The following is a 26,587-nucleotide window of genomic DNA, read 5'->3' on the forward strand; positions in this document are numbered from 1 at the left end:
CCCGCGCGGTGCGCGAGGGCGGCATCTGCTATCTCGACGAGGTTGTCGAGGCGCGCAAGGACGTGACCGTGGTGCTGCATCCGCTGACCGACGACCGCCGACGGCTGGTGATCGACCGAACGGGAGAGGAACTGGCCGCGCCCCGGCCCTTCATGCTCGTCGCCAGCTACAACCCCGGCTACCAGAACATCCTGAAAAAGCTGAAGCCCTCGACCCGGCAGCGATTCGTCTCCGTCGGGTTCGATTTTCCGACATCGGAGGTCGAGGTGCCGGTCGTGATCCGCGAAAGCGGGCTGGACGAAGGCCGGGCGAAGGCCTTGGTCCGACTGGCGGGCGGTATCCGCAACCTCTCGGGCATGGATCTTGAGGAAGGGGTCTCGACCCGTCTGCTGATCTACGCCGCCACGATGATCGCCAAGGGGATGCCCGTCGACCGGGCCCTTCAGGCCGCGATCATCGAACCGCTCAGCGATGAGCCGGACGTTCAACAGGCCCTGCGCGATATCGCCAGCGCCGTATTCGGGTGATGCCATGATCCACGTTTTCGACCTCATGGAGCCGGAGGAAACTGTCGGTAACCTCTGGCACGACATGGCGACGCGCAAGGCCGCAAAGGATGCTGAGCGCGCCGTCACATTCGACGCCATGCGCCCCAGCCTTGCCGCACTCTTCCGGGCACTCGGTGGCCCGGCGGGGGTCGAGATCGTGGCATCGCCGCTTGCCTCCTCCGACCATCGGCCCGGCCTGTTCCGCCGGGTCGGCACCCCGCGCGAGATGGTGCATTTAGCGGATTTCGACGGTGAGCGGCTGCGGCTGCCGCCAGTGATGGACTGCTTTTCTACCCGCTCGCTGAACCGCGCCACCTATCTCTGGCTTGCCGCCCTTGCGGCCTTTGCCAAGGTGCCCGCACGCTTGGACGACCCCTATCGCAATGACCTTGCCCAGATCGCGGCGAACGAAGCCGCCATGGACCGCGCCTTCCGCGCTTGCCCCGGTCTTCAGGAAGATTACCGGGTGCTCTGCCTCGAAACCTGCGCCCTGCGCAAACGCGGCGCCCTGCCCCAACACGAAGCCTCGGTCGAGCTGATGATCCTTGATCAGATCGGCTGCCAGCGTGGCGGGATCGAAGAAATCGACACCCCCGCCCCGCGCGGCTACCGCAGTTATGCCCCGGTGCCGATCTGGCTGCGGTTCCTGCCGCGGACCACCGGCAAGGGCGCGGCGGATACAGCGGAGGACCCCGATCAGACTCCCGCCTTCGCCGTTCCCAGCCGGAAAGAGGCGAAACGCGAGGACCGCGATCAGGCCAACCGCAACGACGGGTTCATCATCCATCGGTTCGAAACGATCATGTCATGGGCCGAAAGCCTGAACATCAACCGCATGGTCGATGACGACGATCAGGACAATGCTGCAAAGGCGGCCGAGGATCAGGACCACCTGACATTCTCGGAGAACATGAAGCGCGCCGCGACCCGTCTGCGCCTGTCGCTGGACCTGTCGCCACAGGATGCCGATCACGAGATGCTGGCAGGCAAGTTCACCTACCCGGAATGGAACCGCCGCACCGCTGCCTACATGCCCGACCACACCCGCGTGCTGGAAGCCCCCGCGAAACCGCGCACCGAATACGCCCCCGACCCGCGCCTCGTCGCCCGGGTCAAACGCCAGTTCGCGCCGCTGCATCCGCGCCGCGTCGTCCTGCCCCGCCAGATTGACGGGGAGGACCTCGACCTTGACGCCATCGTCACCTCGCGCACCGATATCGCCTGCGGACAGGAAGGGTCGGACCGGGTCTGGCAGGCGGGTCGTCCCGTGGCACGGGACCTGTCGGTGGCGATCCTGATGGACTGCTCCCGCTCGACCGAGGCCGCGATCGGCGAGACCTCGGTCATCGAGGTCGCCCGCGAAGCCCTGTCTTCGCTGGCCGAAGGCATCGACACCGCCGGCGACCGGCTTGGCATCTGGGGCTTTTCGTCCCTTCGCCGCGACCGTGTCTTCCTGCACCGGGCCAAGACTTTCGAGGAACCCATGTCCGGCGACGTCACCGCCCGGATCGGCGGCCTTGTGCCCGGCCATTACACCCGGCTCGGCGCCGCGATCCGCCATGTTTCGGCCCAGCTGGCCGAAGAAGGCGCAACCCGCCGCCTTTTGCTGGTGCTGACCGACGGCAAACCCAACGACCTCGACCATTACGAGGGCCAGCACGGGATCGAGGACAGCCGCATGGCCGTCCGCGAGGCCCGGGCGCTTGGCCAGGCGGTGCATGGCGTCATTGTCGATCAGGACGGCCAGGACTGGTTCGCCCGCATCTTCGGCCGCGCCGGATTTACTCTGCTGCCGCGTCCCGAGCGCCTGCCGCGTGCCCTGCCCGAGATATATCAAACCCTGACCATGGAGAGCTGAGATGAAACGCATCCGCACCATCGCCCCGTATCTTGCCCTGACACTACCTACGTCCGCCCTTGCGGAAACCTTCGACCGCCCCATCCCCCAGCCCCAGACCGAAACGGCGGAGTTCTGGTTCTTCGTCGGCTCCGTCGCGCTGCTGTTGTCGCTCGTCGCCGTGCAAATGCTGGTGAGCCGCCGATGAGGCCCTCTCCGAAGCTCTTCGCGGCGCTATACCCGTTCGGGGCCGGCGCCATGGGGGTGAACCTGTTTTTCGCCTCGCTCATCGGGTCCTGGATGGGTTGGCCGTTGCTGACGCCCTGGCAATCCGCCGCCGGGGGGCTGGTCATCGGCCTGCCCGCAACCTACGCCTTTGCCTGTCACATCGTGCGACTGATGGGGAAGGCCGAAAGCTGATGACCGGATGGACGGAATATACGCTCGCGCTGGCGATCTTCGTCGCCAGCCACTTCCTGCCGCGCATCGGCGGGCTGCGCGACCGGCTGATCGGCGCGGTCGGGCGGCGGGTGTATTTCTCGGCCTACGGGTTCTTGTCCCTCACCCTGCTCGTCTGGGTCATCGTCGCGGCAGGTCGGGCACCCTATGTCGAACTCTGGCCACAGGCACCTTGGACGAGGTGGATGCCCAATATCGCGATGCCCATTGCCACCGTGCTGGTTTTCTGCGGATTCGGTCTGCGGAACCCCTACACGCTTGGCGGCAAGCGCGACGCCATCATCGATCCCGACCATCCGGGTTTCGCAGCCGTCTCCCGACACCCGCTGTTCCTTGCGCTGGCGCTTTGGGCCGGGGCGCATCTCGTGCCCAACGGAGATCTCGCCCATGTGATCCTATTCGGCAGCTTCACGATCATGGCGCTGGTCGCCATGCCCGCATTTGACACAAAAGCCCGCCGGACACTCGGCCCCGAAGCCACGGCGTTTTTCAAGGACACTGCGATCCTCTCGCTATCCCCCTTTTTCGACCAGACCTGGGTTCTCGAAAACGCGCGGCTTCTTGCAATCCGCACCATCATCGGCTTGCTGATCTGGGCCGCCGCCCTGCACTTGCACGACCTAATGATCGGCGTATCGCCCTTTCCCTTCTGAGCTTGATCCTACGCAAAGTTCACGACCCGGAAAAGGCGCATACGGGACGTATGAAACAGATCGACCGCCTCAGATCCCTCGGCCTCTTCGACGCCCGGGTGCCCCGCTACACCTCCTATCCGACAGCCCCCATCTTCTCGCCTGAGGTGGGAGCCAGGCACCAGGCCAATGCGCTCGCCGTGCTGAACCCGGACGAACCCGTCTCGGTTTACCTGCACATACCCTTCTGCGAGCGGTTGTGCTGGTTCTGCGCCTGCCGGACGCAGGGCACAAAGACCCTTTCCCCCGTTGAAAGCTACATCGGCACGCTGGAGCAGGAGCTGGCGCTGCTGAAAGATATCCTGCCCGCCGGGCTGCGGATGGGCCGGATGCACTGGGGCGGCGGCACGCCGACGATCCTCCCGCCGCCTCTCATCCACCGGCTGGCACAGGCCGTTCGCGCCGTCATCCCCCCAACCGAGGACCACGAGTTCTCGGTCGAGATCGATCCCACGATGGTCGATCCCGACAAGATCGCAGCGCTGGCCCAGGAGGGCATGAACCGCGCCAGCATCGGCATCCAGGATTTCGACCCGAAGGTGCAACAAGCCATCGGCCGCATGCAGCCCTTCGACGTGACACGGGCCTGTGTCGAAGACCTGCGCGCAGCGGGGGTTCACTCGCTGAACGCAGACCTCGTCTACGGGCTGCCCCATCAGGGCATCGCGCGGATGGATGACACGATCTCGAAAGTGCTCGAGCTGGAGCCGGATCGGCTGGCCCTTTTCGGATACGCCCATGTGCCGTGGGTGTCGAAACGCCAGCGGCTCATCGACGAGGAGGCGCTGCCGAAAGAGGTCGAGCGATATGAACTCGCAAAACTGGCAGCGCAGCGGTTCAAGGATGCGGGCTTCGATGCGATCGGGATCGACCATTTCGCGCGATCCGGCGATACTCTGGCGCGGGCAGCCCGCACCGGCCACCTGCGGCGCAACTTCCAGGGCTATACTGACGACACCTGCCCGACGCTGATCGGCCTCGGGGCCTCCTCAATCTCGCGTCTGCCCTTGGGCTACGTCCAGAACGCGCCGGCCACCGCCGCTTATATCCAGCGCATTGAGAGCGGGACATTGGCAGGATCGCGCGGTCACGTAATGACAGAGGAAGACCTGCTCAGGGCTCGCGTCATCGAGATGCTGATGTGCGATTTCCGCCTCAACCGACCTGCACTTCGTCAGGCGTTCGGCGACAAATCAAACATCGTCGATCCATTGATTGCGCAGGTGGCAACCCGGTTTCGCGACTATGTGGAGCTTTCGGAAAACTATCTCGATATTGCCCGTGCGGGCAGGCCACTCACGCGCATCATCGCAAGCTGGTTCGACGCTCATGTCCCGGACGGCGTCAAATATAGTCAGGCCTCATGAACGGATGCTCCACGAGTGCCGGAAGCGCTGAATTTCTCGACGGGTCTCCAACAACTTGGAGATTGCACAAACCAATGGCGAACGGGGCCAACTGCCTTTATTCACCGCATTTGGCAGGACTGTCCGCGGTTCGCTGCGGAAGGAGGCAGCGAACCGCCCCAGGCGTATAAAGCGACGACGACATCCACGCCGCGTCTCTTGGCGGGTTCTAACTCTTCCTCACCATACTTGAAGCTTCGGCAGTTGGAGGCATAATCCGCCAAAATGAGCCAAAAGTGACTGAATTGACCACCACCACGCCTGCCCGCACCTACGTCGTCGTGCTTACCGCACTCGGCGCGACACATCTTTTGAACGACCTGATGCAGTCGCTCATACCCGCCGCCTATCCGATCCTGAAGGAGGCATACGGGCTCGACTTCGTACAGATCGGACTCATCACATTAACATTTCAGATCGCCGGATCGCTGCTGCAACCGGTGATGGGGATGGTGACGGACCGCTATCCAGCGCCGTATTCACCTGTCGTCGGCATGGCCTTCACCTTGTCCGGATTGGGGTGCCTGGCCTTCGCCGCAAGTTATGGTGGGATCCTCGTCGCGGTGGCGCTGATTGGCATCGGATCCTCGATTTTTCATCCTGAGGCAACGCGCATGGCACGCTACGCGGCAGGCGACCGACAGGGACTTGCACAGGGGATATTCCAGGTGGGCGGACAGGCGGGTGGCGCGCTCGGCCCTGTCCTTGCCGCGCTGATCATCGTGCCTTGGGGCCAGCCGAGCCTGGCCTGGTTCGCAGTGCTCGCGCTTCTCGCGATGGCGTTGCTGACCTGGATCGGGAGCCAGCAGCATCGAATCCGCTCAGAGTTCACGGAACGCTCCGCCCGCCGCCGAGCCGATAACCCCTCACCCGAGCATAGCGTAGCAACGATCGCTTTGGGATTGAGCGTGCTCACCTTCCTCATGTTCACCAAGAACACTTATGGCGAGAGTTTCCGGTCCTTCTACACCTTCTACCTGATCGAGAAGTTCGGTCTTTCGATCCCCGCGTCGCAGATGATGCTGTTTCTATTCCTAATCGCGGCAGCGGTTGGCGTGCTGATCGGCGGGATCGTCGGTGATGCGATCGGGCGGCGGCAGATTATCTGGATCTCTGTGCTGGGGCCCCTTCCGTTGACCCTGATCCTGCCCTACGCTGACCTATTCTGGACCGGCGTGCTGACGGTGGCGATCAACCTGATTATGGCCAGCGCCTTTGCCTCAATCCTGATCTACGCCATGGACCTGCTGCCGAACCGCATCGGTCTGATCGGCGGTTTGTTCTACGGTCTAAACTTCGGTCTTGGTGGGATCGCGGCGGCACTCCTTGGCGTAATGGCGGACAACTACGGAGTCGAGGCGGTCTATCGACTCTGCGCCTTTTTGCCTTTGGCCGGGCTTGCTGTCTGGTTCTTGCCACCGATCGAGGAGCGGCGTGTCATGTAGACAAGTTCAATATGCACAACCGGTGAAAGCGATACTGTTCGAACACCAAAGAAATCGACGACTACAGGGGGAACACGAAGCGCCGAATGGGGACTCTTGGGTGACAGACAACTACCAAAGCCATGCCCGAACCCCGGTGTGATCGAACAGCAACCGCGCTTTTCTACGTCTTCCTTACAACGCTTCTGGCCAGCGCAGCGATCAGGTCCGTTCGCGTTACGATGCCCGTGATCGCGCCGCGTTCGATAACCGGCACTGCATCGACATCACCATCAGCCATCATTGGGAGCAGAGCACTGATCGGCGTATTGGTCGTGGCACGAGGTCCGGCGACGCTCATAATATCCTTCGCCTGGACAGGTCGGTCTCTCCGACTATCCAGCAACCGCCTAAATGCAGGCACGAACCGTCGATCCAGGCGCAGCGCGTCCTCCCGCGCTTTCCCTATCAAGTGGATCTGAAAAATAACTCCCAAAAACTTGCCGCTCTGGTCAATCACCGGGAGTGAGGTGAACTTGTGACGTCGAAACAAATCCGCGACTTCCACAAGTTCCGTGTCAGGAGCAACCGTAACAAGGTCCGTGGACATAATCTGGGCTGCGGTAAGTGGTCCGGTCTCGTGAGTAGCCGCCTGGATCTCGGCAGCACCGATCAAACGGGCCAGATCCTCGACCCCCAGGTTAAATGACTGTCTGTATCGTTCGAGAATAGAACTCAGTTCACTCTCTGTAAGGCCGAGGCGTTCAATCGGAGAGGCGTCTTCGGTGCCTTGCGGACCCGGTTCGTCAAACTGGCGAAAGGGATAACGTCGGCCGGTCAGACGTGCATAGCACATCGCGAGGCCCACCAGAGCTGCTGTTCCCAAGCCGATCGGCATAATCGCGAACCAAAAGCCGAGGCTGTCGATAGTGTCCGGAGAGAGTGCAGCGGTCATCGCCACGGCCCCGGCCGGTGGATGCAATGCGCGGCACATCATGGTGACACTGATTGCCATGCCGACGCTTGCAACCACCCGTATCAGAGGATCCGAGACAAGCAGGCACACTGCAACAGCAACCAGTGCTGCGGCGGTATTGCCGACGACGGCTGACCAGGGCTGAGCAAGAGGCGAGTTCGGAACAGCAAAGAGAAGCACCGAGGTCGCTCCGAACGGGGCGACGAGGTAACGGCCCCACTCCAAATCGATAGACGGCGACAGCAGCAACAGCCCTGTCAGCCCCAAACCGACGACCGCACCGAGACCGGCACGCATAGCTTCACTGGTATGAACGTGTCCTACCGCAGGTCCGAAAGATCTGAAGATTTGCAAACCAAGCCCCCATTTATATTGCGCGCAAAATTTCAGCACATCGCCCAGAGTTCAAGCACATGTTCGAGCAATGCCGGTTTATCGTTCCCGCACCAGCCGGAATCCCAGGTGATCCGGCGGCAGTCCGACGGCGCAACCACCGACGCTGGCATCGCGGACAAAGTCGATGATTGCCGCCTGATGACGACCGCCCGCAATGCGCACCCCGCAGTAGGGATCGCGGGCAGTGATCACACCATCGTCTCCGATCTCTCCGTTTTCCATGCATCCATCCGTCCATTGCCAGACATTGCCGCCCATGTCCGCGAGGCCGAGACTGTTTTCGCCAAACCCGCCGCGCGGTCTCAGGGCCGGACTGGAACTGCCACGTAGAAATATGCCGCGCTGGTATTGCGAGAGCATCCGCTCTCCGGGGTCGAGGTCGCCCTCATCCGGAGCCGCATCACCCTGACGTTCGGCGGCAGCCCGATGCCACTCCAGCACGGTCGGAAGACGCCATGTCTGACCGGTCTGTTCGGATAGCCACGCGGCGTATGCAGTCGCGTCGATCCAGTTGACGTTTGTCTGGGCCAGCCCGCCAGTGCCGGTGCCCACGTCAGCACAGGCGCCGTCGACGACGCATGCCATGTAGTCCCGTCGCGAGACCTGGTATTTCATCATGTCGAACGCGCCGACCGGAAGCCTCTGCACGCCGGGCGTCACGGCCTTGCCGTTGCGGCTGAAGTTGCCAAGCGGCCGATAGGCCACCTCGCCCGCGGGCACCCGCACGATATCAGCCTCCAGGGCAGCCGCGCGCAAAGCCTGCGCAGCCTGCCTGTCCCGCGCCAGATCGCCAAGCCACGCCGCTTCCCAGAGGCCGCAGACCAGCGTCAGACCCGCCAGCCCGATCGTCACTCCAATCCTGTCCATATCGGGACCTCATGACCAAGAGAGGGGCGCCCGGATTGTCCGGCCGCCCCCGTCGGTTTTCGCCCTGGAACAGCCGCGCCTTATGGCAGCGTGGTCCTGCCTTCATAGGCGGCGTCATACTCGACAGGCGCCTGAACCTGCTCCATCAGGTCGTTGTTCCAGTCGCCTTCGACCACCACGTGCGCTGTCGCGCCGAGGTTCACGGCCTCGATCAGGTTGTGGTTCACGTAGGCATAGACGCCCGGCTGAAGGAACTCGTAGAGCGCCGCGCCGGCGGATCCGCCCGCGATGAACCAGGTTTCGAGGTCACGCTCCGGCGCGTTGTTGAACTTGCCGCGTTTCCAGACCAGATCAGCGTGGCCACCGATCAGGTGAGGCCGGGTGTCCCGGTTGGCCTGGCTGTGCACGAACAGGACCTTTTCGTCCTGGGCCGCATGCAGCGCGTTGTCGCCGGTCAGCGAGTCGACCTTGCCGTTGAAGACGACGTGGCTGGGGATCAGGCCGTTCATCACCTCGAGCGTGTCGGGATAGCTTTCGCCAAAATCCTCGAACCGTTTGTACTCGCCGTTTTCGTCCTTCGGGATGTAGAAGTCGTTCTCCCCGATATAGAACACGCGGTCATAGCGGACCGGGTCGCCCTTGTGGTCGGTCAGGCCGCCACGCGGCAGGACCATGATGCAGCCGGACATACCGCTCACGACGTGCCAGGGGATCATGGGGCCCCCCGGGGCGCAGTGATAGACGAACGTCCCCGGCCGCGTTGCCTTGAACCGCAACGTGGTCTTTTCACCGGGGTTCACCAGCGTCAGGGACCCGCCCCCAAGCGCGCCGGTCGCCGAGTGGAAGTCGATGTTGTGCTGCAACATGTTCTCGGGAGAGTTGTAAAGCGTCAGTTCGACATAGTCGCCCTCGTGAACAACCATCATGGGCCCGGGAACCGACCCGTTGAAGGTCATGGCCTGGAGATAGACACCATCGTCGACCTCGATCTTCTTCTCGACGATCTGCATCTCGAATTCGACGATGCGCGGTTCTGCCGGGGCCTCCTGTTCATGTTCGTGGACCATCGGAGGACGCACGAGCTTGCGCTTGATGCGCTTCAGGCTCGACAAGTCCGCGGGGGTGCCATCGAGGTGTCCATGATCTCTTCGGCCTTGGCAGCCTTGGCGAGAACGGGCAACGCGGCAATGCCTGCGGCGCCCATCAGCGCGGCTCTTCTCGTCAACATCTTCAATCTCCTTTCAGGTAGGAATGCTGTTTGAGAAGACGCTACCGGCCCTTCCGATTCCGAACCTTGCGCAAAGACAAACTTCAGGACCGAATGCCGGCCGAACCGACAATTTTCGTCCCGAGCGGCCGAAGCAGGTCGCGTTCCGGTGACGACATGAGAACGGCGGCAGTCGATGCGGCATCCGCTATCGCCGCACTGTCATGACAGATCGAGACCGGCCCGGACGTGGGGGGCGCGTCACCTCTGGGATCGAAGATGTGCCCGATACCGGCGACGGGATCGACCAGGGTGCCCGAAACATCCGACGTGGCAATCGCCTGGTCCCTCAGGGTGAGGGCCCGGCCGCCGGGAACCGATACGGTCCATCCCTGCCCCTGCCCGTCCCCGAGGGCACGGATTTCTCCTGCGTTCACCAGGATGTCCCGAAGACCGGCACTCTTCAGAAGAGTGGCAAGACGATCCGTGGCATAGCCCTGCGCAATCCCGTTCAGTGTCAGAGCCATGCCAGCCCTGTGAAACCTGATGGCCTGCGGGGACAGCGAGACATGGTCGAATCCGACCCCGCGACGCACCTGCTGCACTTCGTCCGCCCCGACACGGCGACCTTCGGCAAATGCACGAGCATGCAGGCCGAACAGCGGCTGGACCGTCGGATCGAAGGCGCCCTCTGTCGCCGTGAAGACCGCCCGGGCCTCGGACAGGAGATGGAGCATGGCGGGATCGGGGTTGCGCAGTATCTGATCCCGGTTCAGCCGAGCGAGGGCGCTGTCCGTCCGGTAGAGCGAGAACAGGCTCTCGATACGCAGGAGCTCCATTTCAAGACCATCGAACAGGGGGGCCGCCTCGGCCTGCGAAATCCCGCAGAGGGCGATCTGGGCGCGCGCGCCAAGGGCTTGCCCCCGCCAGTAGGCGACTTCCCTGCCCGCAGCGGATGCACGGCCGGCCGCGATGGTCGCCGCCGACATCGCAATGAAACGACGTCTCGAGAGCCGGGTCATTGCATCAGCTCCCGGTCGCCGGCATGCCCGCTCATGCCGATTTCCGCGGGACGCACATAACTCTCCGGCACATCGTCCCATTGGACGATGCGTCCACCCCGGTCCGCCACGAAGGCGGTCGCGTCCTCCCGGCGGCTGAAGGGGAGAGCTTCCGGCACCCCCATTCCGCCGAGCTGATCGCTCTCGATGACAAGAAAGGCGGTTTCGGCGGCCTGCCAGTTGGCGATGCCCGGCATGCTCCAGCTTTCCGCATGGCTCATGTCGGAAACGAAGACCGCGGTGATCTCCATCTCCCGCTCTGGGTCATGCATGTAGGCGACGGCATCGGACACCTGGCTGAACCAGAGCGGTTCGGCCCGACCTTTCAGATGGACCTGCGCCTTGGGGCCGGGATGATCCGCGACGAACATCTGGCAATAATGGCCGAGCGCATCGTCCGTCATCTCGACGGGGACAACGACGCTCGCCACATCTTCCTTGCAGGCGGTCAAGGCGAGAGACAGGGCAAGGGCGACCACGACTTTCTTCATGGGACAATCCTCCTGGTGCGGGCGGAGCCGATGGCGATGGTTGCCACCAGCCAAATCCCGAGGGCAGCCAGCGCGGCCACCGGCGGGAAGGGAAGGGTTTGGGCCAGACCGTCGATCCCCGCGACGGGCGCGGCGTCGATCATGGCGAGGTTGTAGAGGCGGAACGCATCGGCGGGGTTCGCGATGACAAGCCATGGGAAGACGTGGGTGGCGAAGATGCCTTCACCCGCCGCCATGATGGCCCCCAGAAGCGCGACGTCATAAAGGACGACCAGCAGCAGCCAGACCCCCACAGCGGCCGCAGCAGCCCGCGCGGTGCGACAGGTCAGCGCCGACACCATCAGCCCGATCCCCACGAAGATCGCCCCGAGCCCGCCTGCGGTAAGCATCAGGCGGAGCCAGGCGAAGATACCGCCCTGACCGGTCTCGGACAGCAAGGCGATGACACATCCGACCGTGCCGAAGGCGATCAGGATGGCCACGCAGACCGCAACCGTCTGGGCCAGGAACTTCCCGACGAAGACCTCCCACCGACGGACCGGTGTGGCAAATGTCAGGGCAAGGGACCCCCGCTCGACCTCACCGGAAATCGAGTCATAGGACATGAGCAAGGCGATCAGCGGGATCAGGTAGACCGAAAGGGTCGCAAGGCTGACCGCCGTCAGGGTCAGGACGTCAACCTTCAGGCCACTTCCCTGCCCGGCTCCGAAGAGCGCCAGCGCCAGGGCGAACAGACCAAGCACTGCGGTTGCCAGAATGACCCAGAGATTGCGGCGCGCCTGCCGCAACTCCTGTCCGAAAACGGTGCCGATGCGCGTGCTCATGTCTGGTCCTCCGTCGGGCCCGTTCGGGAAAAATGCCGGTAGATGTCGGTGAGACCGGGAGGCGCGATGTCAATGTCCCGAAGCTTGTCCTGATGCCGCCCGAGGCGCGCGAGCAGATCCACCTTCGCGCCCTGTGCGCAATCGAGGTCCAGCCTGCATCCGTTGATCCGCCGCCCGCCGAATTCGCCATGCAGCGCGTCTGCCGCCCCCGGCCTGGCCGATATGCGGATCGTGGTCGGCAAACCCGCCTTGTGGGCCAGCTCGGCCAGTGTGCCCTCTGCCGTCAGCCGTCCGCGGGCGAGGATCGCGATGCGGTCCGTCTTGTCCTGCACTTCCTCCAGCCCGTGCGACGAGAGCAGCACGGCAGATCCCCGGGCCGCCGCATCGGCGATCACCTCGTAGAACTCGTGCCGTGACACCGGGTCGAGACCGCTGGTCGGTTCGTCGAGCAGAAGAAGCCGCGGAGTGCCGATCAGGGCCTGCGCCAGCCCGAGACGCTGCCGCATCCCCTTGGAATAGGCCCCGACCGGCCGATCGGCGGCCTCCAGAAGGCCGACACGCGCCAGCAGGTCCGAAACCTCGGCTTTCGGTGTTCCCCGCAGGCCCGAGAAATAGCTCAGCACCTCGCGGCCCGACAGGTTCCGCTGGAACGAGACGACCTCGGGCAGGTAGTTCACGGCCTCCCTGGCCGGGTCGGAGCCCGGCGCGTGCCCGGCAACGGCAACGGTTCCGGAGCAGGGTCGCAGGAAGCCGAGGACCGTCTTGAACAACGTCGACTTGCCAGCCCCGTTATGGCCGAGCAGGGCCAACCGTTCGCCGGGCTGGACGGACAGCGAAACATCGTCGAGCACCTTCTGCCCGCCGAAAGACAGACAGAGCGCTTTGATGGCGAGGGTTTCGGTCATGATGGATCTCCTTGCGGCAGTCCGGTTCCGGTCGGCGACGTCAGCGGATGGGTGTCGGTCACGCCTCCGGGCAAGAGCCCCGGAAACCGTGATTGCGACCAGCGGATAAGTTGCATGGCCGGCGCCCCCATCAGCAACCGTGCCGCCGGCTGCGACCAGACAAGCCGGTCGATGCTGTCATTGGGCCGATAGGGACTGTCGGCGATGCCATCGCCGTTCACGTCAAAGGCGACGTGATCGGACCAGTGGTTGCCGATGCCGTCGGCCGACCATTCCATCCAGGTGGTGCCGACGTATTTCACCTGCGTCCTGTTGCCGATGAAGGCGTTTCCGGCCAGCACATTGCCCTGGCTGCCTGCGGTAAAGTGGACACCGATCCCGCAGCCTTCGAAGCGGTTGCCCTCGAACCGGTTGTGGTTGGAATTGTAGATGAACAGACATTTCTCGCCGCCGTCGCGCACCTCGTTCCGGCGCATCTCGGCCCGGTTGGCGAAGTTCATGAAAAAGCCGTGGTCGGCGTCGCCGTCCGACAGGTTCCGTTCGACGATCAGCCGCGTCGAATACATGAAGGCAAAGCCCATGTCGTTGCCGCGGCTGACATTGTCCGTGACCTCGATCCGGTTGGCGTACATGGAGTGGAACGCGAACCGCAGATCGCTGAAGCGGTTGCGCCGGTAGACCGCGTCATTTGACGTCGTGATGAACACGCCGTCCCGGCCTTTCGAGATCCGGTTGTCCTCGACCGTCAGACCCGGTGCGTTCCAGACGTAGATGCCCGGCCCGCGTTCCGCGACACGAAGGTCGTTTCGCCCCTCGATCCGGCTGTTCCGGATGGTGACGTCACGGGCCCCATGGACGTCGACCCCGATCAGGTTCCCCTCCAGCGTCACCCCGTCGATGATCGTGCCCCGGGCCGCCTTCGTCAGGCGAATACCGCTGTCGAGATCGCTGAGGCGGGCACCCGCGCCCGAAATGGTGAGGGCGGTGATCGTCACGCCGCCGGTGTCGACCGTGATGACGGAGCCCTCTCCCGGACCTTCGATCCGGGCAAGAGGTCCCGTCAGCGTGACCGGTGTCTTGATACTCACCGGCCCGGCAAAGGTGCCTTCCCCAAGCACCAATGTATCGCCGGGCCGGGCGGTCGCGAGGGCCCGCACCAGCGCCCCCGGTCCCGGCCGCACCTCGACCGTCTCCGCAAGGGACGCAAGCGGAGCGAGGCAAAGGGCCAGCACGAAAACCAGAGAGCGCATGATCCGGTCCCCTCCCCTTACGCGACCGGTTTCACGAGCATGCGGCCGCGCATCTCCATGTGGAGCGCGTGGCAGAACCACTGGCAGTAATACCAGTGCACGCCCGGACGATCGGCGGTGAAGGTCACCGATGCGGTGGCCTGCGGACCGACCTCGAAGGCGATACCGTGGTTGCCCAGGGTGAAGCCGTGGGTCAGGTCGTCGACCTCGTCCATGTTGGTGACGTAGACCGTCACCTCGTCACCCTGCGTCACCTCGAACTGATCGAGGCTGAACGCCGGCGCGACCGAGTGCATGTACACCCGCACCTTGTTGCCGTCACGGATGACATCGGCACCGTATTCCAGTTCCACGCCGTCCTTCTCGGCCTGAAGCCGCGCCTCTTCCCACAGGCCGTCACCACGGTCATAGATCGACACCGGGTTCACCTTGTCGGCCCGCACGAGGATGCAGTCATGCGGCTCGGCGAAGGTCGGGCCATCGTGGACAAGCGCCATCTTCTCGCCCGAGATGTCGATCACCTGGTCGTTCTCGGGTTTCAGCGGACCCACGTTCAGGAAACGGTCCTTCGAGAACTTGTTCAGCGAGATCAGGAACTGACCATCCGCCTCCAGCGTCTCGCCCATCGTGGTGTGGTTGTGGCCCGGCTGGTAATGCACGTCGATCTTCTCGATGATCGGGTCCACGTCTTCGCCGTTGAAGGCCTTGATGGCGTCCTCGATGTTCCACTTCACCATCTGGCTGTCGAGGAAGAGCGTCGTGAACGCGTTGCCCTTGCCGTCATAGGCGGTGTGAAGCGGGCCGAGACCCAGTTGCGGCTCCGCCACCACGGCCGAGCGCGGTTCCGCCCCGCCGAAGACCTCGGGCAGCCTGGTCACGTCGATCACGGTCACCGTGGGCGACAGCTTGCCGTTGATGCACAGGTGGCGCTTGTCGGGGGCCATGTTGCAGCCGTGCGGGCTGTTCGAGACGGGGATATACTGGGTGTATTTCCCGGCTTTCCGACCGTCGAGGACCTTCACGCCGTTGTATTCGGTGTAATCCCCGGCCGCGATGCCCGCCTCGATCGCCTTGATGTCGAAGATGACCACCCAGTCCTGCTCGTTCGCGGTCATGTCCGCCAGCGTCACCCCGTTCTCGGAGTTGTAGCAGGTCGAGAAGGCATAGAGCCCGTCGTAATCCGCATCGCAATTGTCGAGGTTGCCGTTGACGATCACCTGCCAGGCGATCTCCATGGTGTCGCCGTCGATGGCGGTGAAGATCGAGACGTATTTCTCGGGTTCGTCCAGCACGATGCCGTCGTTCGGCAGCGGGACGCGGTGTTCACCATTGGCGAAAACGTAGCCGGTGCGCGGGTACTTCTGCGGCCGCAGACCATGGATGTCCGACGTGTTCGGGATCTCGATGATCTTGTCGGTCTTCATGATGTCGCAGCGGATGCGCGCGACGCGGGTGTTGGCCTTGTCGTTGACGAACAGGAAGCGCCCGTCATAGGTGCCCTCGGTGAAGGACATGTGCGGGTGGTGCAGGTCGCCGTTGTCGTAGGTGACGCGCCCCCGCTTGGCGAGGAACTCCTTCGTCTCGGGCAGCAGCCCCTCGGTCAGGATCTTCAGGCTTTCGTTGGTGGACCCCCAGCCGGTGGCCGAGCAGCGGTTGAACACCGGGATGCGCATCAGTTCACGCATGGACGGCACGCCGATGATGCGCACCTCGCCCGACTGGCCCGAGGACCAGAAGCCGTAGTAGCTGTCCAGCTCGCCCGGTGCGACCTCGGTCGAGGCCTTCGCGGCCGCTGCCCTGCGGGTCGAGGCAAGCAGGCCCAGCCCACTTGTCCCGGCAACGGTCGCGAGCGCCGCGACACCGGCGGTTCCCTTGAACAGCCCCCTGCGGGACACACCCTTGGTTTCTTCGCTCATTGTCTTTCCTCCTTCATTTGGCACTGGAAAGTTGGTTGGGATGACCGAGGTTCGGTCGTTCGGCATGGGCGGCGAGCGCAGCCGCCGATGCCGCGTCCTTGGCGCGCCGCTTGTCCGTCTTGATGACGACCGGACAGCGCGCGTGATCCTGGTAGAGCACCTGACAATTCAGGCAGGAGATGCACTCGTTCGGGTTGATCTCGCCTGTCGGGTGGATCGCATCGACCGGGCAGTCCGTCGCGCAGAGCTGGCACGGGTTGCCGCATTCCTTGTAGCGTTTGAGCCAGCGGAACATGTGCAGCCGCGCGGGGATGGCGAGACCGCCGCCGAGGGGGCAGACATAGCGGCAATAGAACCGCTCGATGAAAAGCCCCGGCAGAAGGAAGGCCAATGCGATCAGCACGTAGGGCAGAGGCCGCGCGAACTTCAGGATGATCGCGGTCTTGAACGGCTCGACCTCGGCGAAGCGCTCGGCCAGTTCGAGCGAATAGAGAGACAGGCCGAAAAGTCCGAGAAAGATGATGTATTTGACCGCCCAGAGCCGCTCGTGCAGCCCCCAGGGCAGCGTCACCTGCGGCACCCGGAACCGGCGCGCGATCTTGTTCGACAATTCCTGGAGCGCGCCGAACGGGCACAGCCAGCCGCAATAGGCCCCTCGCCCCCAGAACAGCAGGGCTGCGGCCACGGCGAACCAGAGGATGAAGATCAGCGGGTCCATCAGGAAGGTGTTCCACTGGAAGTCGCTGAAGAGCGCGTTGACCACGGCAAGGATGTTCACGACCGACAGCTGCGCATTGGCGATCCAGCCGACGAAGACGAGCGTGAACACGAGGTAGGCGTTGCGCAGGATCGCGAAGGTCCGCGGGTTCCGTGTGGCGAAAGCCTGGAAGAAGAAGATGCCCGACAAAAGCGCCAGCGCGGCGGCAAGAACGATCACCTGGAGCCGCTTGGTGTCCCAGATCCGTTGCCAGAGCGCGTCGCGGGCGTCCGTGTCAGCCGCGGCCGGTTCCGCCTGTGCAACGGGTTCAGAGGCAACCTCGCGCACATAAGGCGCCGGCAACTCGTATCCCAGATCATAGGTCAGGAAGACCTTCTCGATCGGACCGACCGCACGGCTGACGAGGAATTGCAGCCGGAAGGGCTTCGCCGGATCGAAGCCGGCCTGCTCGGGGATGATGAACAGGTCCATTTCTCCGAAGTCCGGGGCGCCCTCGGCCGCGATCTGTCCGATGCGCTGATGCCCACGATCGCGAAACCGATAGGACATCTCGCCCTGGATCAGCTGGAAACGGTCGAAAATGCCGCCGCGCACATAGCCCGAGCCCTTGAAGGACCATTCCCCCGCGCCGAGGACGGCGATGGCGTGGTCACCCGGCTCCAACCGCGCGGCCAGATTGTCCCAGCCCGCCTCGCCGAGCAGCGACCGCCCGATGGCCGGATGGCTGACGAGCGCCGTCCGGACATCGAGATAGGCCTGGTCAGGTGCTGATGCTTCCGCGTTCTTCTCTGTCCGCGGATCACCGAGCGCGGCGAAATCCGCATTGATCGTTCCGACGTCCAGCATGAGGCGGCGAATGGCACCATTGCCGGCCAGCGTTTCCCAGTCGGTGACCTGACCGGCATCGGGGGCGATCTCTTTTCCCGGTCCGGATGCGGAAGGGGCAGCGAAACCCTCCAGCCCCAAGGCGCGGGCAGCCTTGACCCCGGCCCGCAGGATCGAGTCGTCGATCACCATGATCGTGACCGTGGCCCCCGAGACGATTTCCAGGTCACCGGTATCCCGCGGACCGGCCACGGAGCGCAGATCGAACCCGGTATAGTGGTCGATGACTGCCCGGATCTCGCTTTCGGGAATGCCGACCAGAACGATCGGCTCCGAATGCTTGATCAGCTTCGCGCCGGTCAGATGCGCCTCCGGCGAGAGGCCAACGAGTATGTGGATCGGTTTGCCCGAATACCCGGTCGTGGGCACGAAATCAGAGGTCAGGAAGACCCAGCCGATCCTGTCCCCGCCCTTGATGACCGGCACGAGCCCGTCTTCGCGCGGCGTGCCGAAGGCCTCGGCTCCGGGCACAAGGTCCTGAGGCTCTACAGCCTCAAGGAATTGATCCACCATAGGCGCCGCCAAGGCCTGAACAGCAAGGCCCAACAGGATAGCCAACGCCCAAGCAATCTGGCGCACCGCGCTTCGCATCTTCTCTCCGCCTCACATCAGCCCAAACTTCTTTGGACGTTGCTTAAAGGCGGGGCCGGGTGCGGAGTTTGCGATTGAGCAACGTTCTCGGCGAATTAGGGGGGCTGTGAAACGAAAAGCGGGGCCTCCGGCCCCGCACTCTCTTTCTGTCTTTCTTTTGCCCGCGGTTCAGGCGGCTGTGGTCTCGTCTGTCTCCGGCTCCTGCCTGATACCGCGACGGAAGGCGGTCAATCCCTGTCCCACCTCGCCCATGATCGAGGAAATCTTGCCGCGCCCGAACAGCACGATCACGACGACGAGGATGATCGCCAGACCCGGCAATCCGATATTGTTCAGCATGACGTCATGCCCTTTTTTTCAATTACACCGGCACGTCGGCCGCTCCTAACTTCGCATCAATCGCGAAGAACGCTGATAGATATGCGCTTCCCTGCGGCTGCTGTCTTTGCGCTTCAGCAAACTCGCGAGGCTTCAGTCGCCGATCTGCCGTTCCAGAAGAAAACTCTGGATTTCCTCCGCCGGTGACAGACCCGGCTGTGTCTCGCCCTGAAGTTCCTTTGGCACGTTCCAGCCCGGTTCGACGCCGGTCATGTCCGGTAGCTCGTGCGCAATACCCTTGTGACAGTCGATGCAGGTTCGCTGACCCGACAGCAGGTATTCTGTGTGGATCTCCGCCGCGCGCGGCGATTGGCGGCTGAGGTCCATGGCCACTTCGGAATGGCAGTTCCGGCATTCAAGGCTGTCGTTGGCCTTCAGCCGCGACCATTCGCGCTTCGCCATGACCAATCGATGCTCAAGGAACTTCTGGCGGGTGTCTATGGTCCCGAAGATCTTGCCCCAGACCTCTTTCGAAGCCTGCATCTTGCGGGCGATCTTGTCGGTCCATTCATGCGGCACGTGGCAGTCGGGACACCCTGCCCTCACCCCGGATCGGTTGGAGAAATGGACGGTGTGTGACAGCTCTTCGAAGACGTTGTCGCGCATTTCGTGGCAGGAGACGCAAAAGTCCTCGGTGTTGGTGTATTCGAGCGCAGTGTTGAAAGCACCCCAGAAGATCACCCCGCCAACGAACCCTCCCAGGGTCAGGAACCCGAGCCCGAGCGTTCCGGCAGGGGTCCAAAGGACGTCCCAGAACCAGCGGAAAGGGGCAAGTATCCAGCGCATGTCACTCGCTCCCCGCGCCGGACGCACCCATTTCGGACATGTCCGTGAAGGTATTGCCGATCAGCGCCGACGTATCGGCCTGCGGCACATGGCACTGGGTGCAGAAATACCGACGAGGGGACACGTCGGCGAGCATCTGAGCGTCGCGCGTCATATAATGCGTGATCGAGATCATCGGGGCCCCGGACCCGAGTGAATGTTCGCGTTTGTGGCAGGACATGCAGCGGTTCGCATTGACCGACAGCTGGTAACCCTCGATCGAATGCGGGATCACCGGTGGCTGTTCTGGATAGGCCCGCATCTGGCGCACGTCGTCTGTCACATAGCGTTCCAGCGGGGCGGCTGGCACAGGCTCCATCGGGTCGGGGGACGGTCCGGAAAGCTCCGGCACGTTCTGAGCCAGAACAAAGGTTGCTGTAAGGCAGGCACCGAAGATGGCGGGAAGGCGAAGCTGTCTCATCAGACCTTCTCCACGCGCACAGCGCATTTCTTGAAGTCCGTCTGTTTCGATATGGGGTCAGTCGCATCCAGCGTCACCTTGTTGATCAGCTGGCTGGCGTCGAACCACGGCACGAAGATCACGCCGGGCGGCATCCGGTTGCGACCGCGCGTCTCAATTCGGCTGCGTATCTCTCCCCGGCGCGAGATCACCCGCACTTCCATCCCCTGATTCAGCCCGCGTTCTCTGGCGTCGATCGCGTTCATGAAGACCTTGGCTCCCGGGAACGCCTTGTAGAGTTCCGGCACGCGCATTGTCATCGACCCGGAATGCCAGTGTTCCAGAACCCGGCCCGTCACCAGCCACATGTCGAACTCGTCGTCCGGACTTTCCGCCGGCGGCTCGTAAGGGACCGCGATGATGACGGCCCGGCCGTCGAGCTTTCCGTAGAACTCCCAACCGCTGCCTGGCGTCACATATGGATCATAGCCTTCCTTGAAGCGCCACTTGGTCTCCTCCCCATCAACGACCGGCCAGCGCAGCCCGCGCACCTCGTCGCTTTGGTAGGTGTCGTAGGGCGCCAGATCATGACCGTGACCGCGCCCGAAGGCGGCGTATTCCTCGAAGAGGCCCTTCTGGAGGTAGAACCCGAAATCCTTCGCCTCCTGGTTTTCGTAGTCGTCGCGCACCTCACCCAAGGAGAAGGCATCGACCTGACCATTGGCGAAGCAAACATCGTAGAGCGTTTTCCCCCGGTATTCAGGATGCGCGTCGAGGATTTCGGCCGGCCAGATCTCGTCCGTCGTGAAACGTTTCGAGAATTCGACCAGTTGCCAGAGGTCCGACCGCGCCTCACCCGGCGCATCGACCAGCTGGTGCCAAGCATGTGTCCGGCGTTCAGCATTGCCATAAACGCCTTCCTTCTCGACCCACATGGCGGCAGGCAGGATGATGTCGGCGGCCATGGCCGTGACTGTCGGATAGGCGTCGGAGACCACGATCATGTTGTCGGGGTTCCGGTAGCCCTGGTAAGTCTCGTTCTGCGAGTTGGGTGCTGCTTGCAGGTTGTTGTTCACCTGCACCCAGTAGAAGTTCAGCACGCCGTCCTTGAGCATCCGGTCTTGAAGCACCGCATGGAAGCCCGGCTTGGTGTTCAGCAGGCCGTGCGGCAGCTTCCACAACTCCTCCGCGTGGTGCACATGGTCCGGGTTGGTCACCACCATGTCAGCAGGCAGACGGTGCGCGAAGGTCCCGACCTCTCGCGCCGTGCCACAGGCTGAAGGCTGACCGGTAAGCGAAAACGGTGAATTGCCCGGCTCGGAGATCTTCCCGGTCAGAAGGTGGATGTTGTAAACCATCTGGTTCGCCCAGACGCCGCGGACATGCTGGTTGAAGCCCATCGTCCAGAGCGACATGACCTTGGTGTCCGGGTTGGCGTAAAGCTCTGCCAGTTCTTCCAGAAAGCCCGGCTCGACCCCCGACAGGTCGCTGACGTATTCGAGCGTGTAGGTCGAGACATGCTCCTTGAACGCCTCGAAGTCTGACGGTTCCATCAGCCCGGCATTGGCCGCGCCCGTCGCAGCCTGCTGACGCGGGTCCTCGTCGCGCAGGCCGTAGCCGATATCCGTCTGCCCCTTCATGAAGGTGGTGTGCTTTCCGACGAACTCCTCGTTCACGCGGCCGGTCTGGATGATGTGGTTGGCAATGTAGTTCAGGATCGCAAGGTCCGTGCCCGGCTTGAACACCATCGGAATGTCGGCAAGATCCATGGACCGGTGCGTGAAGGTCGAGAGCACCGCGCATTTCACCCCCGGAGTGCCCAGTCGGCGGTCGGCCAACCGGGTCCAGAGGATCGGATGCATCTCGGCCATGTTCGAGCCCCAGAGCACGAAGGCATCTGCATGTTCGAAATCGTCGTAGCAGCCCATGGGCTCGTCGATACCGAAGGTCCGCATGAAGGCGACCGCGGCAGAGGCCATACAATGCCGTGCGTTGGGATCGAGGTTGTTCGACCGGAACCCGGCCCGCATTAGCTTGGTCGCGGCGTAGCCTTCCAGCACGGTCCACTGACCAGATCCGAACATGCCGATGCTCTCCGGCCCCTTCTCTTTCAGCTGTTTCTTGACCCGCGCGGCCATCACGTCAAAAGCCTCGTCCCAGCTGACGGGCTCGAATTCCCCGTTCTTGTCGAATTCGCCGTTAGTCTTGCGCATGAGCGGCGTGGTCAGGCGGTCCTCGCCATACATGATCTTGGACAGGAAATAGCCCTTCACGCAGTTGAGGCCGCGGTTGACCTCATGCTGCATGTCGCCGTGGGTGGCGACGACCTTGCCCTCCTTCACGCCGACCATCACGCCACAGCCGGTGCCGCAGAACCGGCAAGGCGCCTTGGACCACTTGATCTTCAGGGCTTCGACACCGCCCGGAACCGGCTGCGCAAGCGCATCGTGTGGAATCCCTGCGGCGGATGCGGCGAGCGCAGCCGCCTGTGCCTTCAGAAGCTGACGTCGGTTCAGGTCGAGTGGCATATTGGCTCCTCCGCTTCCTCGGGTTCTTCTGCGTGTTCGAAAACCATGTTCGCCACGAGCACGCCGGGCATGAGATTTATCTCGGTCAGTCGGTCCCCAAGCTGACCGGTGCTGCCCCCCTCGATCGTGATGATCAGCCGGGTCGCATCGCCACCGTGGATTTCCACCCCTTCCAAGCTCATGAGACCTTCTGCGACGGCATCGCGATGCGTGTCCCTAACGCTCACAACTGCGGACGAGACGTGCCAGCGCTCAGGCATCGGGGAGCTCCTTTTTTACGGCATGAATGGCATTAGCCGGGCACGGCGCAACGCAAGCGCCGCAGCCCGTGCAGGCCGACTGGTCGAGGACGGGCACGAAAGGCCCACCAATGCGAGGTTGCATCGAAATAGCCTCCTCAGGGCAGGCGTCCCGGCAGGACATGCAGGTGATACCGGCCTGCACAAGGCAATCGTTCGAAATCGCGAATATGTGAGACATGCTAAGATCTGTCGCAAAGACCGGCTCCTCGCAAACCTCCGCACAGGAGCCACAGAAGCTGCATTCACCCTGCTCGGGCAACAGGACCACACCGCAGTCGGCAATGGCGAGGATACCCTCGGGGCAGGCGGAAACGCATTCGCCGCATCGCGTGCAAGCGTTCATCGACGCTAGGTCCACGCCCGGCGGTCTCGGGCTGAATTCAGCCGCGCGGGGAGACCCTTTCAGAAGTTGGCGGCGGGATATGCTGGCTTGGGCTGGCATGTTTGATCAGTGCCCAAGCGGTCCCGGAGGACCAGCGATGATCTGATACATCCACACAAGAAAGCCATAACCGCCGACGGCACCGACCGCTACAATCGGCCAGATGCCAAATGCGAGTATGAAGAACCTGAGTAGTTCTTGCTGCCTGCTCGCGGCTTGAGGGCCTTCTGGCGGGTTACTACTGCTATCGGCCATTATGCCCCTCCGAAACTTGCCGCAATGCGAAAGCCTGATCGATCTGGTCGAGGTACGGTCCCGAAGACCCTCAAGCCAGCGCCCAGTGAATCAGCATATCAAATACATATTGGCAGCATCGCATAGCAACACGCAACCGTGAGGAGATAGAAACCTTAGAATGCTCAGAAACCGGGTGATTGGTGTCTGAAGCGCTGTGACAAAGAACGAAGACAGCAGACAACCATCAAAGAGACGAAGGCTTTCGAACAGTTCCGGTCGCCGGCACGTAGGGAACCTCGACCAATGCAAAGGATTTCAATCTCTCGGCCAGAAGACGCTGATCACCACCGTGGTTTTCTGCACTCAAAGTCGACGGTAGTGAACTGCGGGTATTTTCGCTTCCATCTTCTCAACGATCCGGTCTTGCGGACGGTCGATGCATAGTCGCGTCCACGATGACGCAGGACATTTCATCCAACTGGAGTTTGGAAGCGGTGCATGGTCACACGGATGTAAGCCCCTATGCTGGACTGGGGGTGGGGTCAGGGAGCAGAGCGGTCAGGAAACCTAGGAAAAGCAGCATGGATAGGTAGTCGAAAACCTGCTCCATCCCGATCTGATCGGCCAGCGCCCCAAGTGCGGCCGCGCCCAGAGCTCCAACGCCAAAGGCAAAACCAAACACAAACCCCGAGACCATACCCACTTTCTGTGGCAGTAGTTCCTGTGCAAAAACTACAATGGCCGAGAAGGCGGAAGACAAAACCAACCCGACGACGATACTGAGCCCAACCGATAGCCACAGCGAGACATGCGGCAAAACCACCGCGAAAGGCAACGCGCCCACTATGGAGACCCAAATCACCTTCTTGCGCCCAATGTGATCTCCAATGGGTCCACCGAAGTAAGTGCCGATCGCGACGGCGGCTAGCAAGACGAATAGTAGTCCTTGAGCGTGCGCGACGCCTAACTCGTACTTTTCGATCAAGAAGAACGCATAGTAACTCTTGAAGGTTTCGATATAGACAAATTTGCTAAGTAGCAGCGCACCTAGCACGGCAAAGGCCACAGTTAGCTTCCCTCGCGACAAGGCGCCCTCTGCAACCAAGCGCACCCCTGCACTGTGCAACATACGGTTTCGATGAGTGAACCACCGCCCAATCCAGAGCAGAATCACCATGGCTCCAACAGCGGGCAGCCCGAACCATACTGTAGTAGCCTGTCCAAATGGCAAAACGATCAAGGCAGCGGCAAGTGGCCCCAGAGCTGTGCCCACGTTCCCGCCGACTTGAAAGCTGGATTGGGCGAAGCCGAAGCGCCCCCCCGAGGCCATACGGCAAACCCGCGAGGCTTCCGGATGGAACAGGGCCGAACCTAAACCAAGTGCGGCCGATGCCATCAGTAATGCCGCAAACGATTCGGCCACTGCTAACAGCACCACTCCAAGGGCGACCACAGCCATGGAGAACGCCAGTGAATAAGGGCGAGGCCGAACGTCACCGGAGAGCCCGAGCGCGGGCTGAAGTAAGCAAGCTGTGATCTGCTGAGCGAGGGTCAGCAACCCAAGTTGGTAATAGCTGAGATTATACTGAGATTTGAGTACCGGATACAATGCAGGCAGCAAAAATTGGATCAGATCATTGATCAAATGCGTCCCACTCACAGCGAGGATAACCGCATAGGAAGTGGAGATCATGCTAGGACGATGCGAAATCATGAAAGCCTCAACTGAAGAATGGGCGACAGGGCGAGCCAAATCGAACACCGGCAACTTACAACTTTTAAAATCGGTTTCGCGCTAGATCGAAAAGAGTTAGGGTTTAGAAAAACTAGGGTCAGAGCATGCAAAAATCCGTTCGGCAGCTGCCGCCGATGAATGCCTTACGCACGTTTTCTGTTGCCGGACGGCGCTTGAACTTTCGGGCCGCGGCAGAGGAGCTCGGTGTTTCCCAAGGTGCGGTTGCGCAGCAGATAAAGTTACTGGAAGCGAGCATCGGCCAGCCGCTCTTCACGCGACTGCCTCGGGGCGTTGCACTTACGCCTGACGGCGCGACGTATCACGCCGAGATTCACAGGGCCTTTGACATAATGCATGAGGCAACAGAACAGCTTCATGATGTTGGTAAATCCTTGACGCTCAGCGTAACGCCAACTTTTGCGACCAAATTGCTGATCCCTAACCTACCTTCTCTAAACGCCTCTCTTCCAAACGTTGAAATACGCACCATTGCTACCGTCGCTGTCACAGACTTTGACCGAGATCTTGTCGATATTGCCGTGAGGGAGACATCACCACCATTTCCAGCGGCACATGAGGCAAAGCTACTGTTTCTGCAGGATCTGATCTTGGTAGGAAGTCCTCACTTATTGGGCGAGACGACCACCCCATTAACAGCAGATACCATAAGCACCTTGCCACTGCTGCACGATTCCTATGGCCATTGGAATTCATATTTTAATACGAGTTCAAGACTGCCAGGTCCAAGATTCAACCAGATATCCTTAGCGCTCGACGCTGCGCTGGCTGGGCAAGGACTCGCCATTGCAAGCCGTTCCTTTGTGCAAGCAGATCTTACTGCTGGACGCCTTCTCGAGGCGGGGTCGGCTGGAAATGATCCCGGCACAGGGTACTACTTGGTCAGAAAGAAAACCCCGCGAGCCTCACCCACTGCCGACGCTGTTTGGTCATGGTGCCTCAAAACATTTTCGGACCGGCATCAGAAGGGTTCAAACCAACGCGTCTGATGCCGGTCCGAAGAACTCATGGTGAATACGCGCATCGGGCACATTCGCCGCCTTGAGCCCACGCACCATCACCTGCATGAAACCGACCGGGCCGCAGATGAAATAGTCTGCCTGCTCGATATTGGTGTTCTCGGTCAGCCAGGCAGGGTCGATGCGTCCCTCCAAGACCCCCTCCTCGCGCACCCGCCCGCCGAGATCCTCATAAAACGCAAAGGTCGAGTCGGCGAGCCTACCAGAGGTCCCGGTCATGGCGTGGCGCTCCGGATCCTGCGCCGCGTGAACATGGATCATGCGCAGACCTTTCCCGCCAAAGGCTTCGAGCATCGAGATCATCGGCGTC

At 62.2% G+C, this 26,587-nt stretch carries 27 protein-coding genes and 1 pseudogene; 8 read left to right on the plus strand and 20 right to left on the minus strand.

Annotated features, from left to right (window positions below):
* From ACN0S5_RS22300 to ACN0S5_RS22330, 7 genes are all read left to right on the plus strand, one after another.
* On the plus strand, positions 1-527 hold a 527-nt coding region (locus ACN0S5_RS22300; protein WP_417211357.1), incomplete at its 5' end, for a CbbQ/NirQ/NorQ C-terminal domain-containing protein.
* A 4-nt stretch (positions 528-531) separates the two neighbouring features.
* On the plus strand, positions 532-2,406 hold the full coding sequence (locus tag ACN0S5_RS22305) for a nitric oxide reductase activation protein NorD (RefSeq protein WP_417211358.1): 1,875 nt from the start codon (positions 532-534) through the stop codon (positions 2,404-2,406).
* A 1-nt stretch (position 2,407) separates the two neighbouring features.
* Entirely contained in the window at positions 2,408-2,593 is a 186-nt protein-coding gene (locus tag ACN0S5_RS22310) for a hypothetical protein (RefSeq protein ID WP_417211359.1), read from the plus strand.
* Positions 2,590-2,805 carry an NnrT protein gene (locus ACN0S5_RS22315; protein WP_417211360.1) on the plus strand — a complete coding sequence of 72 codons (216 nt, stop codon included), beginning with the start codon at positions 2,590-2,592 and terminating at the stop codon, positions 2,803-2,805. The genes ACN0S5_RS22310 and ACN0S5_RS22315 overlap by 4 nt, the downstream gene beginning before the upstream one ends.
* Positions 2,805-3,497, plus strand: coding sequence for an NnrU family protein (locus ACN0S5_RS22320; RefSeq protein WP_417211361.1), 693 nt, complete (start codon positions 2,805-2,807; stop codon positions 3,495-3,497). The genes ACN0S5_RS22315 and ACN0S5_RS22320 overlap by 1 nt, the downstream gene beginning before the upstream one ends.
* Positions 3,498-3,547: 50 nt before the next feature.
* Positions 3,548-4,903 carry an oxygen-independent coproporphyrinogen III oxidase gene (gene hemN, locus ACN0S5_RS22325; RefSeq protein ID WP_417211362.1) on the plus strand — a complete coding sequence of 452 codons (1,356 nt, stop codon included), beginning with the start codon at positions 3,548-3,550 and terminating at the stop codon, positions 4,901-4,903.
* A 362-nt stretch (positions 4,904-5,265) separates the two neighbouring features.
* Positions 5,266-6,387: an MFS transporter gene (locus ACN0S5_RS22330; protein WP_417211395.1), complete on the plus strand. Its 1,122-nt coding sequence runs from the start codon at positions 5,266-5,268 to the stop codon at positions 6,385-6,387.
* Between the two features lie 163 nt (positions 6,388-6,550).
* Here ACN0S5_RS22330 and ACN0S5_RS22335 read toward each other — a convergent pair whose 3' ends face one another.
* The 19 genes from ACN0S5_RS22335 to ACN0S5_RS22425 form a co-directional block, all read right to left on the minus strand.
* The gene (locus ACN0S5_RS22335; RefSeq protein ID WP_417211363.1) at positions 6,551-7,639 is read right to left on the minus strand and encodes an HPP family protein; all 1,089 of its coding nucleotides are present in this window, start codon (positions 7,637-7,639) and stop codon (positions 6,551-6,553) included.
* 135 nt (positions 7,640-7,774) lie between these two features.
* Positions 7,775-8,605, minus strand: a complete 831-nt coding sequence (locus ACN0S5_RS22340) for a formylglycine-generating enzyme family protein (protein ID WP_417211365.1) — start codon at positions 8,603-8,605, stop codon at positions 7,775-7,777.
* Between the two features lie 80 nt (positions 8,606-8,685).
* A complete protein-coding gene (gene nirK, locus ACN0S5_RS22345) occupies positions 8,686-9,672 on the minus strand; it encodes a copper-containing nitrite reductase (RefSeq protein ID WP_417211367.1) in 987 nt (328 codons plus the stop codon).
* Between the two features lie 32 nt (positions 9,673-9,704).
* Positions 9,705-9,833, minus strand: coding sequence for a hypothetical protein (locus ACN0S5_RS22350; protein ID WP_417211368.1), 129 nt, complete (start codon positions 9,831-9,833; stop codon positions 9,705-9,707).
* An 83-nt stretch (positions 9,834-9,916) separates the two neighbouring features.
* A complete protein-coding gene (locus ACN0S5_RS22355; protein ID WP_417211370.1) occupies positions 9,917-10,834 on the minus strand; it encodes an FAD:protein FMN transferase in 918 nt (305 codons plus the stop codon).
* On the minus strand, positions 10,831-11,364 hold the full coding sequence (locus ACN0S5_RS22360) for a nitrous oxide reductase accessory protein NosL (protein WP_417211371.1): 534 nt from the start codon (positions 11,362-11,364) through the stop codon (positions 10,831-10,833). The genes ACN0S5_RS22355 and ACN0S5_RS22360 overlap by 4 nt, the downstream gene beginning before the upstream one ends.
* Positions 11,361-12,188 carry an ABC transporter permease subunit gene (locus ACN0S5_RS22365; RefSeq protein WP_417211372.1) on the minus strand — a complete coding sequence of 276 codons (828 nt, stop codon included), beginning with the start codon at positions 12,186-12,188 and terminating at the stop codon, positions 11,361-11,363. The genes ACN0S5_RS22360 and ACN0S5_RS22365 overlap by 4 nt, the downstream gene beginning before the upstream one ends.
* Positions 12,185-13,093 (minus strand): ABC transporter ATP-binding protein, encoded by a 909-nt coding sequence (locus ACN0S5_RS22370; RefSeq protein WP_417211374.1) that lies wholly within the window; start codon positions 13,091-13,093, stop codon positions 12,185-12,187. The genes ACN0S5_RS22365 and ACN0S5_RS22370 overlap by 4 nt, the downstream gene beginning before the upstream one ends.
* Positions 13,090-14,343 (minus strand): nitrous oxide reductase family maturation protein NosD, encoded by a 1,254-nt coding sequence (locus ACN0S5_RS22375; protein WP_417211376.1) that lies wholly within the window; start codon positions 14,341-14,343, stop codon positions 13,090-13,092. The genes ACN0S5_RS22370 and ACN0S5_RS22375 overlap by 4 nt, the downstream gene beginning before the upstream one ends.
* 17 nt (positions 14,344-14,360) lie before the next feature.
* Positions 14,361-16,259, minus strand: a complete 1,899-nt coding sequence (gene nosZ, locus ACN0S5_RS22380) for a TAT-dependent nitrous-oxide reductase (RefSeq protein WP_417211378.1) — start codon at positions 16,257-16,259, stop codon at positions 14,361-14,363.
* 13 nt (positions 16,260-16,272) lie between these two features.
* The gene (locus ACN0S5_RS22385) at positions 16,273-18,453 is read right to left on the minus strand and encodes a 4Fe-4S binding protein (RefSeq protein ID WP_417211380.1); all 2,181 of its coding nucleotides are present in this window, start codon (positions 18,451-18,453) and stop codon (positions 16,273-16,275) included.
* A gap of 168 nt (positions 18,454-18,621) precedes the next feature.
* A complete protein-coding gene (locus tag ACN0S5_RS22390; protein ID WP_088626385.1) occupies positions 18,622-18,792 on the minus strand; it encodes a twin-arginine translocase TatA/TatE family subunit in 171 nt (56 codons plus the stop codon).
* A gap of 132 nt (positions 18,793-18,924) precedes the next feature.
* Positions 18,925-19,617 carry a NapC/NirT family cytochrome c gene (locus ACN0S5_RS22395; protein ID WP_417211382.1) on the minus strand — a complete coding sequence of 231 codons (693 nt, stop codon included), beginning with the start codon at positions 19,615-19,617 and terminating at the stop codon, positions 18,925-18,927.
* Between the two features lies 1 nt (position 19,618).
* Positions 19,619-20,077 carry a nitrate reductase cytochrome c-type subunit gene (locus ACN0S5_RS22400; RefSeq protein ID WP_417211384.1) on the minus strand — a complete coding sequence of 153 codons (459 nt, stop codon included), beginning with the start codon at positions 20,075-20,077 and terminating at the stop codon, positions 19,619-19,621.
* A complete protein-coding gene (gene napA, locus ACN0S5_RS22405; RefSeq protein WP_417211385.1) occupies positions 20,077-22,584 on the minus strand; it encodes a periplasmic nitrate reductase subunit alpha in 2,508 nt (835 codons plus the stop codon). Before napA ends, ACN0S5_RS22400 begins: the two co-directional genes overlap by 1 nt.
* The gene (locus tag ACN0S5_RS22410; protein WP_417211387.1) at positions 22,569-22,844 is read right to left on the minus strand and encodes a chaperone NapD; all 276 of its coding nucleotides are present in this window, start codon (positions 22,842-22,844) and stop codon (positions 22,569-22,571) included. Before ACN0S5_RS22410 ends, napA begins: the two co-directional genes overlap by 16 nt.
* Positions 22,837-23,328: a ferredoxin-type protein NapF gene (locus tag ACN0S5_RS22415; RefSeq protein ID WP_417211389.1), complete on the minus strand. Its 492-nt coding sequence runs from the start codon at positions 23,326-23,328 to the stop codon at positions 22,837-22,839. Before ACN0S5_RS22415 ends, ACN0S5_RS22410 begins: the two co-directional genes overlap by 8 nt.
* 6 nt (positions 23,329-23,334) lie before the next feature.
* Positions 23,335-23,523 carry a periplasmic nitrate reductase, NapE protein gene (napE, locus tag ACN0S5_RS22420; RefSeq protein WP_206896021.1) on the minus strand — a complete coding sequence of 63 codons (189 nt, stop codon included), beginning with the start codon at positions 23,521-23,523 and terminating at the stop codon, positions 23,335-23,337.
* A 502-nt stretch (positions 23,524-24,025) separates the two neighbouring features.
* Positions 24,026-25,150, minus strand: coding sequence for an MFS transporter (locus tag ACN0S5_RS22425; RefSeq protein ID WP_417211391.1), 1,125 nt, complete (start codon positions 25,148-25,150; stop codon positions 24,026-24,028).
* Positions 25,151-25,344: 194 nt separating this feature from the next.
* Here ACN0S5_RS22425 and ACN0S5_RS22430 point away from each other — a divergent pair, with 194 nt between their 5' ends.
* Complete coding sequence (locus ACN0S5_RS22430; protein WP_417211393.1) at positions 25,345-26,247, plus strand: LysR substrate-binding domain-containing protein; 903 nt, start codon at positions 25,345-25,347, stop codon at positions 26,245-26,247.
* On the opposite strand, the pseudogene ACN0S5_RS22435 reads toward ACN0S5_RS22430, so the two are convergent.
* Positions 26,230-26,587, minus strand: a pseudogene (locus ACN0S5_RS22435) (nitric oxide dioxygenase); the annotation flags it as partial. The gene ACN0S5_RS22430 and the pseudogene ACN0S5_RS22435 sit on opposite strands and share 18 nt — an antisense overlap.

Origin of the sequence: Antarctobacter sp., from assembly GCF_048262615.1 — a bacterium.
GTDB lineage: Bacteria > Pseudomonadota > Alphaproteobacteria > Rhodobacterales > Rhodobacteraceae > Antarctobacter.